The sequence below is a fragment of the Nocardia exalbida NBRC 100660 genome (assembly GCF_000308575.1).
In the GTDB taxonomy this organism is placed as follows: Bacteria; Actinomycetota; Actinomycetes; order Mycobacteriales; family Mycobacteriaceae; genus Nocardia; species Nocardia exalbida.
In genome coordinates, this window is record NZ_BAFZ01000126.1 from 54,800 (window position 1) to 69,853 (window position 15,054).

Sequence of the window (15,054 nt, forward strand, 5' to 3'; positions counted from 1 at the left end):
GTACCGATCTCGAGTGGGTAACAGCAGCCGGGGAGACGGGGAGGGAGGACGCGATGCGGCCCAGTCTTCCGGACGGGCACAGTGGCGCGCAGGAGAACGAGGGTTCGCTCGGCTATAGCCGGCGCACCGCGCTCACGTGCGCCGCCGTCCTGGCTGTCGCGGATCTACTAGGCGTCGACGCCGCCGCGGTGTCGACCAGTTCGCCCTTCACCGATCTCGGCCTCGGTTCCAGTCAACTCGCGAGGCTGACCGCCCATCTCGAAGACGCCATGGGAGTCGAGGTTCCGCTGACCGCGATCTACGACCATCCGGACATCGAACAGCTTGTCGAGTATCTCGCGATGCGATGAGCGGCGCGCCCACCGACCCCGCCGGCTCGCATCCCCCCGTCTCCGTCATCGGCATCGGCTGCCGACTGCCCGGAGCGGCGAGCGCCGCCGAGTTCTGGCAACTGCTGATCGAGGGCCGGGACGCCACGTCCACCCCGCCCGCAGGGCGGCTGGGCTCTCGCCACGGCGGGTACCTCGATGACGTCGAGTCCTTCGACAACGACTGGTTCGCCATCTCCGACCGCGAGGCCGCGCTCATGGATCCGCAGCAGCGGCTCGCGCTGGAGGTCGCGGTCGAGGCGCTCGACGACGCCGGGATCGGCTACCGCGTACGGGGTTCCAGGGCAGCCGTCGTCTTCGGCGCTTCGGGGTACGACCACGGCATCGCGGTACTCGGCCGCGCTGGCCACGACGCACCCTACGCGGTGACCGGGTCCGCGCTCAGCATCATCGCCAACCGGCTGTCGTACGTGCTCGATCTGCACGGGCCGAGCCTGGTGCTCGACAGCGCCTGCTCGTCCTCGCTCGCCGCGGTGGACCTCGCCGTCCGGCTGCTCGCCGACGGCACGGTCCCGTTCGCCATCGTGGGCGGCGTCAATCTCGTTTTGCTGGAGCACACCTCGAACTATCTGGCCGAGGGCGGGTTTCTGTCGCCCGGCGGGCGGTCGGCGCCGTTCGACGTCACCGCCGACGGCTACACCCGCGGTGACGGCTGCGCCGTGGTGGTGCTGCAACGCAGTTCGGACGCGGTACGCGAGGGCAACCGGGTCTACGCGGAGATCGCCGGAAGCGCCGTCGGGTCGGACGGGCGCTCGAACGGCCTGTACGCGCCGAACGGTCGCGCGCAGCAGGAGACGTTGCGTACCGCCTGGTCGCGGGCCGGGAGCGCGCCGAGCCGCGCGGGCTACATCGAATGTCACGGCACAGGTACGCCGTTGGGCGACGCGGTGGAAGTCGGCGCGCTCGCCGCCGCGCTCGGCGACAGCGCGGGTGATCCGACCTGGATCGGCTCGGTGAAGTCGAACATCGGGCATCTGGAGGCCGCCGCCGGAGTCACCGGGATGGTGAAGACCGCGCTGTCCATCCACCACGGGATGATCGCCCCGACGATCAACGTCCACACCGAACACCCACTGCTGCACTTGGCCGAGCGCGGCCTGCGGGTGCCGACCGAGCCGGTGGACTGGAGCCGGGTGGCCGCTCCGGAGCGCATGGCGGGCGTCAGCTCGTTCGGATTCGGCGGCACGATCGCCCACATCGTGCTCCGCGGCGTCGACCGACCCCGGTCCGATCGCGCCGAGCACTTCCCGATTCTGCTGACGCTCACCGCACGCGACGACGAGGAATTGCGCGAACGCGCACAGCGGCTGGCCGTCGCACTGGACGAGGCGCGGCCGGCGCTGCCCGAGTTCGCCTCGGCGGCGGCGCGATCGCTTCCCGAGCGGGCCCGGGCAGCGGTTCTCGCGCACGATCACGCCGACGCGGTACACCGGCTGCGCGCTTTCGGAGGCGGCGACGCAGGCGCGGCGCTCGGCCCCGTGGCGACTCGCCGCCGCGGCGGGCTGTTGTTCCTGTTCTCCGGACAAGGCGGCCAGCATCCGAAGATGGGCCGCGCGCTGGCGGCGCGGTATCCGGTCTTCGCCGCCGCGCTCGCCGAGACGACCGACGCGATCGTGGCGGCGGGCGGACCGCGAGTGTGGACACCGCGTCACGGTTTCGCCCCCTCGGGCGAGACGCAAGCCACGGATCTCGTGCAGCCCGCGTTGTTCGTTTTCCAGATGGCGCTGGTGAAGCTGCTGGCGGCGTGGGGAGTTCGGCCCGACGCGGTGGCGGGGCACAGCCTGGGTGAGATCGCGGCGGCGGCGGTGAGCGGTGCGCTGTCGGTCGCGGACGCGGCGCGCGTGGTGGTGCTGCGCAGCGCGACCCTGGCGCATCTGGACGGGCACGGCGCGATGGCGGTCCTGGAGGCGCACCCGGACGAAGCGGCCAAACTCGTGGAGCCGATGCGGGCGGAGGTGGCCATCGCCGCGGTCAACGGCCCGAGATCGGTTGTCGTGTCCGGCACGCCACGCTATGTCGACACACTGGTGCGGCGGGCCACGCGCCGCAACATGTTCGCGCGCAGGCTCGCGGTCGACTTCGCCGCGCACAGCCCGCAGGTCGTTACCGTGCTCGCGCCTTTCGTCGCGGCGTTGACCGAGATCACCGCCCGGACGCCGCGCGTACCGGTGTACTCGACGGCGCGGCGCGGCACGAAACTCACCACGGCGGCAATGGACCGCGACTACTGGTTCGAGAACGCCGCGGGCACGGTGGAATTGGCGGCCGCCTTGGAACGCGCGGCGGGCGATGGCATCTCGACCGTGGTCGAGATCGGCCCGCATCCGTTGCTGCTCCCGGCGGTGCGGGAGTATCCGGCCTTCCGCGACGGTACGCATGCCGTGGCGCTGCGCGATGACGAGGCGAGCGGCTTCCTCACCGGCTTGGCGCGACTGTACCTGGAGGGGCGGCCGGTCGATTGGTCCGCGCTCGGTCCCTTCGGCCCGCTCGCACCGCGGCAGTGGCGCAAGCGGAAGTTCCCGCTGCTGGTGGCCGGGCCCGCGAGCGCGCACGTCCCCGAATCCGTCTTCGCCGCCGAGGATCTCGCTCATCACGTGGTGCAGGGCGAGGGCATCGTCCCCGCCGTCTTCTGGCTGCGCAGGCTGCTGCAACTCGCCCGGGACACCGCGGGGACGGCCGCCCTGGCCGACTTCGCCGTGCACGAGCGAACCGATCCGGCCGTGCTGGCCGAGGTCGTCTACCGCGGGCCGGGAGCGGAGGAAAGCGTGCGGGCGGAGGTCACGGGCACCGGGACGCTGGCTTCGGCCCGGCCCGCCGGTGACCCCACACCCGCGGATATCGTCGCATGGATGCGGGTGGTCGACGCAAACCGGGCCGCCCGGCACCACATGCGCGTCATCACCACCGGCGCTTTCTACCAGGAATTGCGCCGCAGGCGGCTGGAGTACGGTCCCCGGTTTCGCACGCTGCGCGGTATCGCGGCGGGTACCGGACGCGCGCTCGGCCTGTTCGACGCCGCTGAATTGCATCGCACCGCAACGCTGGACGGCTGCCTGCACGTGCTCGCCGCGGCGGTGTTCGACGAGTTGCCCACCGCATCGATTCCGCTGCCGATCGGCATCGACTCGGCCTGGCTGTCGCACGAGCCGAATCGCCACGTGCTCGAGGTGCACGCGCTGGTGCGGGAGCGCGGCGACACCGGACTGGTCGGGGACGTCATCGCGACCGACCAGCACGGCGTGCCCTGTCTCGCCTTCTCGGGCGTGCACATCCGTTACGCCGACCCCGGCGCGGAGGAGGAACTCGGCGCACTTCGCACGGTACGTGCCGACGAAACGCGGGCCGCGCCCTTCCGTCACGAGGTTTGGCAAGCTCGCGATCCCCGCGCGCTCGGGATCGGCGACGCGGCCGAGAGCCTCGTGCGGCGCGCGGTGGTGGTGGGTGCTTCGGATCTCGCGGTACGGCTCGCCCGCGCGCTGGACGCCGAACTGCCGACCGAGCGGATCGCACGCGAACCGGACGACGCGAGCCCGCTCGTCGCCGCGGTCCTCACCGGGCGCGGCGGCCACGCCGTGGTGGTCGTCTGGCCCGCGGACTCCGGCGGGAACGGCGACCAGAACACCGCCGCGGCGACGAGTCGCGTCCTCGAACTGCTGCAACTGGTTTGCGCCCACGCCGCCACCGCGTCCGTGACGGTCGTACTGCCGCTGCTGGAGGCGGCGCGCTCACTCTCGCGGCCCGACGAGCCCGGCGCGCCGATCTCGATCGTCCCCGCCGCGATCGCCGGGCTGGTGCGCTCGCTCCAACTCGAGACGGGCCGGACGGTACGGCTGATCTGGACCGACCCCGACCTCAGGAACTTGCCGCCGCTCACCCGTCTGGTGACGGCTACCGACAGCGCGATTCCCGGCGAGCTGCGCCTGTCGGCGGGCGAGGTCGCGGTGCGGCGCTTCGTGCCCGCGCGAGCGCGGGCCCTGCCGGTCGCCGGCATCGACGCGAACGGAACCTACGTCGTCACCGGCGGGCTCGGCACGCTCGGTTCGGTCGCCGTGCGCTGGTTGCTCGACGGAGGCGCGCGCGACGTGGTGGTGCTGACTCGCGCGCCCCGCCCGGTGCCCGCGCTGCTCGACGGCTTGGAGGACCGCATCGTCGTGGTGCGCTGCGACGCCGCCGACCGGGACGATCTGGCCAACGCGCTCAGCGATATCCGGGCCTCCGATTCCGCGATTCGCGGCGTCGTGCACGCGGCGGGTGTGCTGGAGGACGCCGGATTCGAGGCGGTCACCACCGGCCAGGTGGCCAGGATGTTCCTGCCCAAATCCACCGCGGCGGGCAATCTGATCGAGCTCACCGCGCCCGACGCCACGGATTTCGTCCTGTTGTTCTCCTCGGCCACCGGTGCGCTCGGAGCGCCGGGGCAGGCCGCCTACGCCGCCGCCAACGCGGCGATGGACGCCCTGGCCCAGCGTGATCCGGGCAGCCGGATTCTGAGCGTCGGCTGGGGGCTGTGGGATTCCGGCCTCGGCGCGGCCGCCGGCGGAGCGGCCCATCTGCGGCGCGCGGGCATCGGGGCGTTCGACCTGCGGCGCGGAAGCGCCGTACTGTCCCAGGCCCTGCGCTACGACGGCCCGTACCTGCTCGCCCTGGAGTACACCCCGACGACCGACGCGTCCCCGGTGGCGGTGCGCTTGGCGAATCTGCTGGCGCCGACGCCGGATTCGAGCACCGCTTCCACCCGGCACACCGCGACCGAGCCCGCGCCGCCGGAGCCGACCGAACCGCTCACCACGATCATCCGCAGGGTCCTCGCGAGCACGCTCGATCTCCCCGCCGAGCACATCGACCCCGCCGCCGACTTCAACGAGCTGGGGCTCAGCTCGCTGCTCGCGATCGAGATGCGACGGACTCTGGAATCGCGGCTGCGCGTCCGGATCGCCACCGCGGAGTTGTTCAAGCACCCCACCATCACCGCCCTCGGCGCGGCCCTGCTCGAGCGTGTCACCACGGATACCGGAGACGCCTCGTGAGCAGCGACGCACACCCGGCAGGCAATGGCCTCGCGACGTCGATGGCCGCGTGGGCAGCCATCCGGCCGGACGAGCCGGCGTTCACCGAACTGCGCTTCCGCGTTCAGGAACGGGTGCCCGTCACGCTGACCTACGCCCGTCTGCACGCAGCGGCGGGCGCGCTGGCGGCACGACTACGGCAGGAGAGCGCGCCCGGCGACCGAGTGGCCCTTCTCTGCGCCCACGGCATCGACTACGCGGTGGCGTTCCTCGCCTGCCTGTACAGCAATCGAGTCGCGGTGCCGCTGTTCCCGGCCACGGGCGCGCGCAACCGCGACCGTCTGCATGCCGTCCTGGCCGATGCCCGGCCCACGCTCAGCCTGCTCTCAGCGCAGGACGAGATCACCGCGCCGACCCTCGGGCCCGCGCTGGGCCGGATACTCACCGTGCCCGCGACCCTCTCGGTAGCGGAGTGGGGTTCGACCGATCGGATTCTGACGAGCACTCATCCGGTGCTCGCGACGGCGGATGCGGTCGCGCGGCAGGCGGAATCATCGCAGGCACCATCCGGTACGCCGGCCATGCGTGCGGCCGCTTCGATCACGGGTTCGGCCGCGGTGGACTTCGCGGCCGCGCCCGTCATCGACCCGGTGGGCGACGAGCTCGCCTACTTGCAGTACACCTCCGGCTCGACCAAATCTCCCGTCGGTGTCCGGGTCACCCACGCGAACCTCACCACGGCGTTGACGCAGCTCGGGCATGCCGTGTCGGTCGCGGACGATCGTCCCGTCGTGTCCTGGCTGCCGTTCTTCCACGACATGGGGTTGATTCTCGGACTTTCGCTGCCGCTGTTCCTGGGCGTGCACGGCATCACGCTTGCGCCCGCGGAGTTCGTGAAGCGCCCCGTCCGCTGGCTGCGCGCGATCTCCGACTACCGCGCCGGTACCACGGGGTGTCCCAATTTCGGCCTGAAGCTCGCGGTCTCGGGCACCACCCCCGCCGAGCGGGCCGGGCTGGATCTGTCCGGGCTCGACCTCGTGCTCAACGGATCGGAACCGGTCCGCGCCGACGCGCTGACCGAATTCACCGAGACCTTCGCCCCATACGGCTTCCGCCATCACGCGCACACCCCTGGGTTCGGGTTGGCCGAAGCCACCCTCACGGTCACCGTCTGCGACCAGCACGAGGACCCGGTGTGGCAGCACTTCGACCGTGCCGCACTGGCCGAAGGACGCGTGGTCGCGCTACCCGAGGCAGCGCCGGGATACCGGGACGGCGTGCCGCTGGTCGGGTGCGGCGCACCCGTCGGGCAGGAGCTGCGAATCGTCGATCCGGTGGCCGGAGCCGTGCTGCCCGCCGGGCGCGTCGGCGAGATCTGGGTAGCCGGAGACAATGTGTGCGACGGGTATTTCGGCAGGCCGGATGCCACCGAGGAGACCTTCGGCGCCACCGTGCCTGGGAGCGCCGACCGCTGGCTGCGCACCGGCGACCTCGGATTCCTTCACCAGGGGCAGCTCTACATCGCGGGCCGCCGCAAAGACGTCATCGTGGTCGACGGGCGAAATCACTATCCCGCCGATATCGAGGCGACGGTGCAGGCATGCGCCCCGGAGGTCCGGCCGGGCCACGTGACGGCGTTCGGGCACGACGACGGGCTTCGCGAAGACCTGGTCGTGGTCGCCGAACTCGTCACGCTCGGCGGCTGCGAGACCATCGAACTGTTCGACCTGGCCCGGCGCATCCGCACCGCCGTCGCGTCCATCCACGAGGTGATGCCCGGTGCGGTGCTGGTGGTGGAGCCGGGACGGATTCCCAAGACCAGCAGCGGAAAGCTCCGCCGCGGCGAGTGCAGGGCCCGTTACCTCGCGGGTCGGCTGCACCCGGTCGCCATGATCTGAAGCCGGCGAATCTCTGCGCAGCGAACGGTCGTGACGAGGGGCGCGCTCGTTCAGGAATCGGCTCGGCCCATGAGGCGATCGGTCTCGCGCCGCTCACGCTTCGTAGGCCGCCCAGCGCCGCGGTCGCGACGGGGCAGGCTCGCCACGATCTCGCGCGGAGGAGGAGGCGGACTGCGATCGATCAAGCACTGCGCGGCGATCGGAGCGCCGACACGCTTGGTGACTATCCGCTCCACGATGACGATGCGTTCGATACCGCCGGCCCGGATGCGGACCTCGTCACCGGGGCGTACGGGTTGGGCGGGCTTGGCCGTCGCGCCGTTCACCCGGACGTGCCCACCGCGACATGCCTCCGCGGCAGCGGATCTGGTTTTGAACAGGCGCACCGCCCAGGTCCACGAATCGACGCGGGCCTGGGTCGCAGTGCTCTGGATGCCGGATTCGGCGCGGGCCACTCGTCAGACGATACGGCGTGCGGTGACCACCATGTCGGGGCGCAGCGGTGTGTAGGACACCGGCGTACCCGACTGCACCGCGTTCAGCAGCTTGTTGTCGCCCGCGTAGATGCCGACGTGACCGCCGCCGTTGGTGATGACGATGTCGCCCGGCTGCAGGTCGTGGTAGGCGACCGGAGCGCCGACGTGCGACTGTTCGAAGCTGGTGCGGGGCAGTTCGACGCCCGCCTGGCGGAACGCCCACTGGACGAGGCCGGAGCAGTCGAAGGCCCGGGGACCCGCGGCGCCCCAGGAGTACTGGGCGCCGACCTTGGTCTTGGCGGCGTCGAGGGCGATATCGCCCGGGGAGTTCTGCTGCTGGCCGAACAGGCCCGGCAGCATCGGCGCGAAATTGGGAGCCTGCGGAGCGACCTGCTGCTGCGCCTGGGGGGCTGCGGGGGCAGCCGCGAGCGCCTGCTGGATCTGCTGATTGAGCTGCTGGACCGGCTGTTCCCACTCTTGCGGAACGTCGAAATTGCCGACACCGGGAACGTTGATGGTCGCGGCCATGGCCGGAATCGCGGGCATGGCGCCGGTCGCGGCCACCGCACCCATGACAATCGCACCCTTGACGGAATTCGGAACCCGAGAATCCCGTTGCAAGCTGTGTTTACCCACCGAGCTACGTCTCCGATCTTGCTGCTCTCCCGCCGACCGGGTTAGCTGACGGGTTCGGACCGGGAGAGCGGCCCTACCTCGCAACCGAAAATGGCCGCAAGGATTCACCCCAGACGAACCTGTGGGTCCCCGGCACGACAGCCGAGACCAGTTGGCCCCGACAGCCGTTAAGGCGGTAACTAGTGGCGCCGTTTCACTTACGAAGCGACTTGTTCCACTAAGTCACGAGAAGATTACGGTGCGGACGCGATGTTGTCCAGCGCACAGAGCTGCGACTTTTCCATCACCATCGGGGGCACGACGCCATAGGCGGAAAACGGCCATCGGGCTCGGGTCACGACCGGATCTCGGTGGGCGGGGCCGGGTCACCGAAAGGACAACCTCGCCCCGATACCGGCACCGGGTCAGGACTGCGAGCCGTGCACCGTGCGCTCGAGCTCGTCGATCCTGCGGCGCGCCTCGGCCAGTTCGACCTCGAGCCCGCCGAGCGCCATGACCAGCGGCCCGACCGCGAGATCGGCGACCAGTTGGGGATCGTCGTAGCCGCGTTCGATCGCGACGAGGATGTTGGACCGGATGCGCTGGGCCACCGTGGCGCCCGCCGGAACATTCCAGGACCGGACCACTTCGGCGAGGCCGGGCGGGTTCGGTTCGTCGGACATGCCCCCTCCGTTCCCGCGCGTCGATACCGCGCGACCATTCTGGCGAACCGCCACCAGCCTAGAGAACCGGCGGCGAGAGCAATAGTGCAATACGGACCGCTAGGGCTCTCTAGGACACGCCGTAGACGCGCCCAGATTATCCGGACGAAACGCGCTACGGTGTCAGGGCATGGACCCCGTGCGGAATCCGTATGCCCCCGGAGCGGGACAGCGCCCACCCGAATTAGCCGGGCGCGACAAGCAACTCACTGCTTTCGACATCGTGCTCGAACGCGTCGCGCGCGGCCGCCCGGAACGCAGCGTGATGCTCACCGGCTTGCGCGGGGTCGGAAAGACGGTGCTGCTCAACCAGCTTCGCTCCGCGGCGATATCCCGAGGTTGGGGCACCGGCAAGATCGAGGCGCGGCCGGACCAGGAACTGCGCCGCCCGCTGTCCTCGGCGTTGCACATGGCGGCGCGAGCGATCGCCACGTCGCACCGGAATCCGGAGCGGGTGGACGACTTTCTCGGCATCCTCAAGGCTTTCGCGTTGCGGGCCACCGCGGACAAGGGCATGCGGGAACGCTGGCAACCCGGCATCGACGTACCGGCGGTCAGCGGTCGGGCCGATTCCGGCGACATCGAGATCGATCTGGTGGAACTGCTGGTCGAGGCGGCGGCGCTGGCCGGCGACATCGGCGTCGGCATCGCGATCTTCATCGACGAGATGCAGGATCTGGGGCCCGCGGACGTCTCCGCTATCTGCGGCGCGTGCCACGAACTGAGCCAGGACGCCGCGCCTCTGATCGTGGTCGGCGCGGGCCTCCCGCACTTGCCCGCGGTGCTCTCCGCCTCGAAGAGCTACTCGGAGCGACTGTTCAGCTACCACCGCATCGACCGCTTGGACCGGGAATCCGCCGACCAAGCGCTGATCGCGCCTGCCGGGCGCGAAGACGTGAAGTTCACCGACGAGGCGCTGGACGCGCTGTACCGCAAGGCCGATGGCTACCCGTATTTCGTGCAGGCCTACGGGAAGGCCGCCTGGGATCAGGCGCCCGAGAGCCCGATCACGGCCGAGGACGTCGAGGTGGCCTCACCCGCCGCCGAGGAGGAGCTGGCGGTCGGGTTCTTCGGGTCCCGCTACGAGCGGGCTACGCCTGCCGAACGTGAGTACATGCGCGCTATGGCCGACCTGGCCGGCGACGACGGCCCGGTGGCGACCGCGGCGGTGGCCAACGAACTCGGCCGCAAACCGGCTTCCCTTTCCCCGGCCCGCGACGGCCTGATCAAGAAAGGGCTGATCTACTCCGCCGAACGCGGCACGATCGGCTTCACGGTGCCGCACTTCGGCCGGTATCTGCGCTCGGTCTGAGCGTCGCCCGGCGATGCATTGCCGACTATTGCCATCTCTTCCAAGATCAATAGATATTCGTAGATTTATCTCGACCAGCAGCCCTACCGATGGGTAACAAACCCTCCTACACTCGGATGTGATCCTGATCACGTCCGAGGGAGGACACCATGGCGACAGCCGCGAAAGTCGACGCCACCGAAGAACAGGCCCGCGCACTGGTCGAGGAGTCCCGCGAAACGAGCTGGGCCAAGCCGTCGTTCGCCAAGGAGATGTTCCTGGGACGGTTCCGGCTCGATCTGATCCACCCGTATCCGCAGCCCGACCCCGAGGACGCGGAGCGCACGGAGGCGTTCCTGTCCCGGCTGCGCACGCTGTGCGAGTCCATCGACGGATCGGTGATCGAAGCGGAGAGCCGGATCCCGGACGAGTACGTCAAGGGCCTGGCCGAGCTCGGCTGCTTCGGCCTGAAGATCCCGCAATCCTATGGCGGCCAAGGGCTTTCCCAACTCGGCTATAACCGCGCGCTGATGCTGGTCGGCTCGGCGCACCCGAGTCTCGGCGTCCTGCTCTCGGCGCACCAGTCCATCGGTGTGCCCGAGCCGCTCAAGCTGGCGGGGACCGACGAGCAGAAGGCCGAATTCCTGCCCCGTTGCGCGGCCGGGGCGATCAGCGCGTTCCTGCTCACCGAGCCCGATGTCGGCTCCGACCCGGCCCGGATGGCCAGCACCGCGACGCCGACCGAAGACGGCGAGGCCTACGTGCTCAACGGCGTGAAGCTGTGGACCACCAACGGCGTGGTCGCCGAACTGCTGGTGGTGATGGCCCGAGTGCCCAAGAGCGAGGGGCATCGCGGCGGCATCTCGGCCTTCGTGGTCGAGGCCGATTCACCGGGCATCACCGTGGAGCGGCGCAACTCCTTCATGGGCTTGCGCGGCATCGAGAACGGCTTGACCCGGATGCACAACGTCCGGGTACCCAAGCGCAACCTGATCGGCAGGGAGGGCGACGGCCTGAAGATCGCGCTCACCACGCTGAACGCGGGCAGACTCGCCATCCCCGCCCTGTGCACCGCCGCCGCCAAGTGGTCGTTGAAGATCGCGCGCGAGTGGAGCACGCAGCGCGTGCAGTGGGGCAGGCCGGTCGGCGAGCACGCGGCCGTGGGGCAGAAGATCGCCTTCATCGCGGCCACCACGTTCGCGCTGGAGGCCGCGCTGGATCTGTCGGCGACCATGTCCGACGAGGGCCGCAACGACATCCGGATCGAGGCTGCGCTGGCCAAGCTGTGGGCCAGCGAGATGAGCTGTCAGATCGCCGACGAACTCGTGCAGATCCGCGGCGGACGCGGCTACGAGACGGCGGCTTCGCTCGCCGCGCGGGGCGAGCGGGCTGTTCCGGCCGAGCAATTGGTGCGCGATCTGCGGATCAACCGCATCTTCGAGGGCTCCAGCGAGATCATGCGACTGCTGATCGCCAGGGAGATGGCCGACGCGCACATGGCCGCCGCGGGCGCGCTGGTCGACCGCAAGGCCGAGCTCAAGGACAAGGCGAAGGCGGCGGTCGGAGCGACGGGTTTCTACGCCAAGTGGTTCCCGCAGCTCGCGGTGGGAGCGGGGACGGTGCCCGCGGCGTACACCGAATTCGGCGTACTGGCCCGGCACCTGCGGTTCGTCGAGCGCAGCGCGCGCAAACAGGCGAGGTCGCTGATGTACGCGATGGGCCGCTGGCAGGCAGGCTTGGAATACCGGCAGAACTTCCTCGGCCGGATCGTCGACATCGGCGCCGAGCTGTTCGCCATGTCGGCGGCCTGCGTACGGGCCGAGGCACTGCGCGCCGCCGACGCGCCGGAGAGCAAGGCGGCCGAAGAATTGGCGGACGCCTTCTGCAGGCAGTCCCGCGTGCGTGTGCGCAGGCTGTTCGACTCGCTGTGGGAGAACACCGACGATGACGACCGCACCCTCACCCGCGGCGTGCTCGATGGCCGCTACGAGTGGCTGGAGGAGGGCGTGCTCGACCCGAGCGAGGGAACCGGGCCGTGGATCGCGGAGTGGCAGATGGGTCCGTCGACGGAGGAAAACCTCCTGCGCCCGTTCCTGCCGTCTACGCGCCCCCGCGCGGGGTCCTGATCGCCGCCCGCCCGTCGCGGACGCCCGGCGTGGGCCGCGGCGGGCGGTCGCTCGGCCATTATTCGTGAGTCTCGGATTTATCCTAGAAAGACGCAGATTCTCCTTGCCGCACGCGCGGGAGACCGGAGGTGCGCAGCGCGATCTAAAGGAATCTAGTTCCTGAGCTATTCATGCGTAGATTTTCCTGTGAACCCGCCTGACAGCTGCCCGATCGACCGGCAGCCTCAATTGCGCAACGTGTGCGTAACGGCAGGTGTGGGCCGCTAACGGCGCGGAAATCCAGTCCGACAACCGGGCAGGAGCGCCGATCATGCGCCTCGCTCACAGGAGAGTGCCATGTCCACGAGCATCGCCCGCCGCGCCGCCGATCACGACGGCCACCGCGTCATGGTGTCGGCCGATGACGGCATCCCCCTCGCGGTCCGCGTCTTCGGCGCCGACGACGCCACCGCCACCGTGGTCTTCGTCCACGGCCACTGCTTGCGCACCGAATCCTGGTCCTACCTGCGTGATCTGCTGCTGCGCCAGTGGGGGAGCGACACCAGGATGGTGTTCTACGACCACCGCGGCCACGGCGAATCCGGGGCGGCGCACCCGTCGACCTACACCATCGAGCAACTCGGCCACGACCTGGACGCCGTACTGCGCGCGGTCGCGCCGACCGGGCCGGTGATCCTGGTCGGCCATTCGATGGGCGCCATGGTGGTACTCGCCTACGCCCGGCTCCATCCCGAGGCCATCGGCACGCGGATCACCGGCGTCGGGCTGCTCGCGGCCGCGGCCGCCGGAATCACCGAGGTCGGGCTGGCGCGCCTTTTGAACCGGCGGGCGGTGAACTCGCTGCAAGTGGCCGTCACCCGCGCCCCGCGCGTGATGCAGGCGTCCAGGCGCCTGACTCGTCGCCTGTGCACGCCGATCCTGCGCGAGGCGGAATTCGGCACCAGGAAGGCGAGTCCGCGCATGACCGCGCTGGCCACCGCGATGCTGAACGAAACGCCGCTGCTGACCATGGCCGGGTTCCTGCACTCGCTGATCACCTTCGACGAGACGGCGACTCTGCACCGCCTCGGGGTCATCCCCGCGCTGGTGCTGGCCGGGTCCGCGGACATCATCTTCCCGTTCGCGCACTCGGTGGCACTGGCCTCGCAACTGGCCGGCGCCGAGCTGGTCCGCCTGGAGGGCGCCGGCCACAGCGTGATGCTCGAACGGGCCGAGGAAGTCGCGCTGTCCATCGCCGGACTGGTGGAACGAGCCTTCGCCGCGGCATGCTCGGCCACCGGGTACGCCGCCGCCGGCTGACCCTGGGCAACCGTGCGGCAATCATCTGATTTCGGCCCGGCACGAGCCAGGAACAAAATCTTTCTGTACTGTGTTGTAGATCACGTTGTGCGGTGGGTCACACAGCTCGATGTCGCGCGGTCCAAGGCAAAGGGGCAACCGTGCACCACGGCATCGAGTTCGCATATCCGCCAGGGAATTCAGGAGGTCTCGATGACACGCAGCGAACTTGCGGAACTACGCTACGCGGTCGGCCAGCTCCGGCAATCCATCGGCGTACTGCGCAACCAGTACGGCGATGCCAGCACGGTACGCAGGCTGGAGAACGACCTCGAGCGGCTCGTCATCGACGCCGACGAGTTCGAGAAGTCACCGCCGCCGGAGGTGCGGCGCAGCGCCCAGGACGTCATCTACGTGCCGGACAGCAAGTCCGACGAGGCCGCCTGGATGGGCGCGCAGGACGAGGGGCTCGGCTTCCACTCCCGTCCGCGGACGAAGTAATCCGTGCTGGGCGGCGCGACGCCGCCCAGCACGGTGCGTTGCGGCCCGGCGGAGGCCGGGCCCGCGCGTCAGCGGGGGCCGCGGCATCCGCGCTCGAACAGGGCGGCGATCGTGGCCGGACGCCGAGGCCCTCGGTGCGCGGCGTCTGCGTGCGCCATAGCTCGGGCACGACATCGCCACGTTGCGGGGCCCGGGCCCCTTCCGAGCGCGATCGACCGCCGTCGTCGACACCCGCTCGACAGGCGTGTGTCCCGTGACCGCTCGACTCGCCATCGCCGCTCACGTCGATCCCGGGGGGGTCGATGTCACACCGATGGCCCGAGGCGGCACTTCCCCCGCAAAGCCTGCACAGATTCGGGTCACCGAGTGCCACGCCGGTTGGATGGGGCCATCAAGTGCGACGACCGGCCATCAAATGCGACTGCGGTTCGACCGGCCACCAAGCGCGACGCCGCTTCAACCGGCCACCAAGCGCCACCCCAGTTCAACCAGCCACCAAGCGCCACCCCAGTTCAACGGGGCAATCAAGTGCTACCCCGGTTCGACGGGTAGCCCAGGTGCGACGACGGTTCGAGCGGCAAATTTCCGCCGGGCCGGTTCGACCGGCAATCGAGACGGCGGGCGCGACGCCCCGGCCAGCAGGCACCGGAATCGCGCCCGCACCGCCGCCCGGGTCGCAAATCGGTGAGGGCGAGTTCCTCGAGCGGAGCCGATACCACAGCCGCCCGCATCGTTGCCGCGAGCTCGAAGCG

General features: G+C 70.1%; 10 protein-coding genes and 1 riboswitch. Of the genes, 7 read left to right on the forward strand and 3 right to left on the reverse strand.

All coding sequences use genetic code 11. The features are described 5' to 3' along the window. Window positions 1–53 precede the first annotated feature (53 nt). The 3 genes from ON29_RS29225 to ON29_RS29235 are packed head-to-tail and all read left to right on the forward strand — an operon-like array spanning window position 54 to window position 7,293. Window positions 54–350 (forward strand): acyl carrier protein, encoded by a 297-nt coding sequence (locus ON29_RS29225; protein WP_051175699.1) that lies wholly within the window; start codon window positions 54–56, stop codon window positions 348–350. Then, the gene (locus ON29_RS29230; protein ID WP_040871241.1) at window positions 347–5,416 is read left to right on the forward strand and encodes a type I polyketide synthase; all 5,070 of its coding nucleotides are present in this window, start codon (window positions 347–349) and stop codon (window positions 5,414–5,416) included. Before ON29_RS29225 ends, ON29_RS29230 begins: the two co-directional genes overlap by 4 nt. Next, entirely contained in the window at window positions 5,413–7,293 is a 1,881-nt protein-coding gene (locus ON29_RS29235; protein ID WP_040871242.1) for a fatty acyl-AMP ligase, read from the forward strand. The genes ON29_RS29230 and ON29_RS29235 overlap by 4 nt, the downstream gene beginning before the upstream one ends. A gap of 50 nt (window positions 7,294–7,343) precedes the next feature. Here ON29_RS29235 and ON29_RS29240 read toward each other — a convergent pair whose 3' ends face one another. The 3 genes from ON29_RS29240 to ON29_RS29250 form a co-directional block, all read right to left on the reverse strand. Further along, complete coding sequence (locus ON29_RS29240) at window positions 7,344–7,748, reverse strand: RNA-binding S4 domain-containing protein (RefSeq protein ID WP_245549225.1); 405 nt, start codon at window positions 7,746–7,748, stop codon at window positions 7,344–7,346. 3 nt (window positions 7,749–7,751) lie between these two features. Continuing rightward, window positions 7,752–8,342 carry a C40 family peptidase gene (locus ON29_RS29245; RefSeq protein WP_040871243.1) on the reverse strand — a complete coding sequence of 197 codons (591 nt, stop codon included), beginning with the start codon at window positions 8,340–8,342 and terminating at the stop codon, window positions 7,752–7,754. 78 nt (window positions 8,343–8,420) lie between these two features. Continuing rightward, a riboswitch (cyclic di-AMP (ydaO/yuaA leader) is annotated at window positions 8,421–8,590 on the reverse strand. A gap of 219 nt (window positions 8,591–8,809) precedes the next feature. Next, a complete protein-coding gene (locus ON29_RS29250) occupies window positions 8,810–9,067 on the reverse strand; it encodes a hypothetical protein (RefSeq protein WP_040871245.1) in 258 nt (85 codons plus the stop codon). Between the two features lie 169 nt (window positions 9,068–9,236). On the opposite strand from ON29_RS29250, the gene ON29_RS29255 reads away from it, so the two are divergent. From ON29_RS29255 to ON29_RS29270, 4 genes are all read left to right on the forward strand, one after another. Then, complete coding sequence (locus ON29_RS29255; protein ID WP_040871246.1) at window positions 9,237–10,418, forward strand: ATP-binding protein; 1,182 nt, start codon at window positions 9,237–9,239, stop codon at window positions 10,416–10,418. Window positions 10,419–10,567: 149 nt separating this feature from the next. Next, window positions 10,568–12,523, forward strand: a complete 1,956-nt coding sequence (locus tag ON29_RS29260) for an acyl-CoA dehydrogenase family protein (protein ID WP_040871248.1) — start codon at window positions 10,568–10,570, stop codon at window positions 12,521–12,523. Between the two features lie 336 nt (window positions 12,524–12,859). Continuing rightward, on the forward strand, window positions 12,860–13,822 hold the full coding sequence (locus ON29_RS29265; RefSeq protein WP_040871250.1) for an alpha/beta fold hydrolase: 963 nt from the start codon (window positions 12,860–12,862) through the stop codon (window positions 13,820–13,822). Window positions 13,823–14,014: 192 nt separating this feature from the next. Then, window positions 14,015–14,302 carry an Rv0250c family protein gene (locus ON29_RS29270; RefSeq protein WP_040871251.1) on the forward strand — a complete coding sequence of 96 codons (288 nt, stop codon included), beginning with the start codon at window positions 14,015–14,017 and terminating at the stop codon, window positions 14,300–14,302. The last annotated feature ends 752 nt before the right edge of the window (window positions 14,303–15,054 follow it).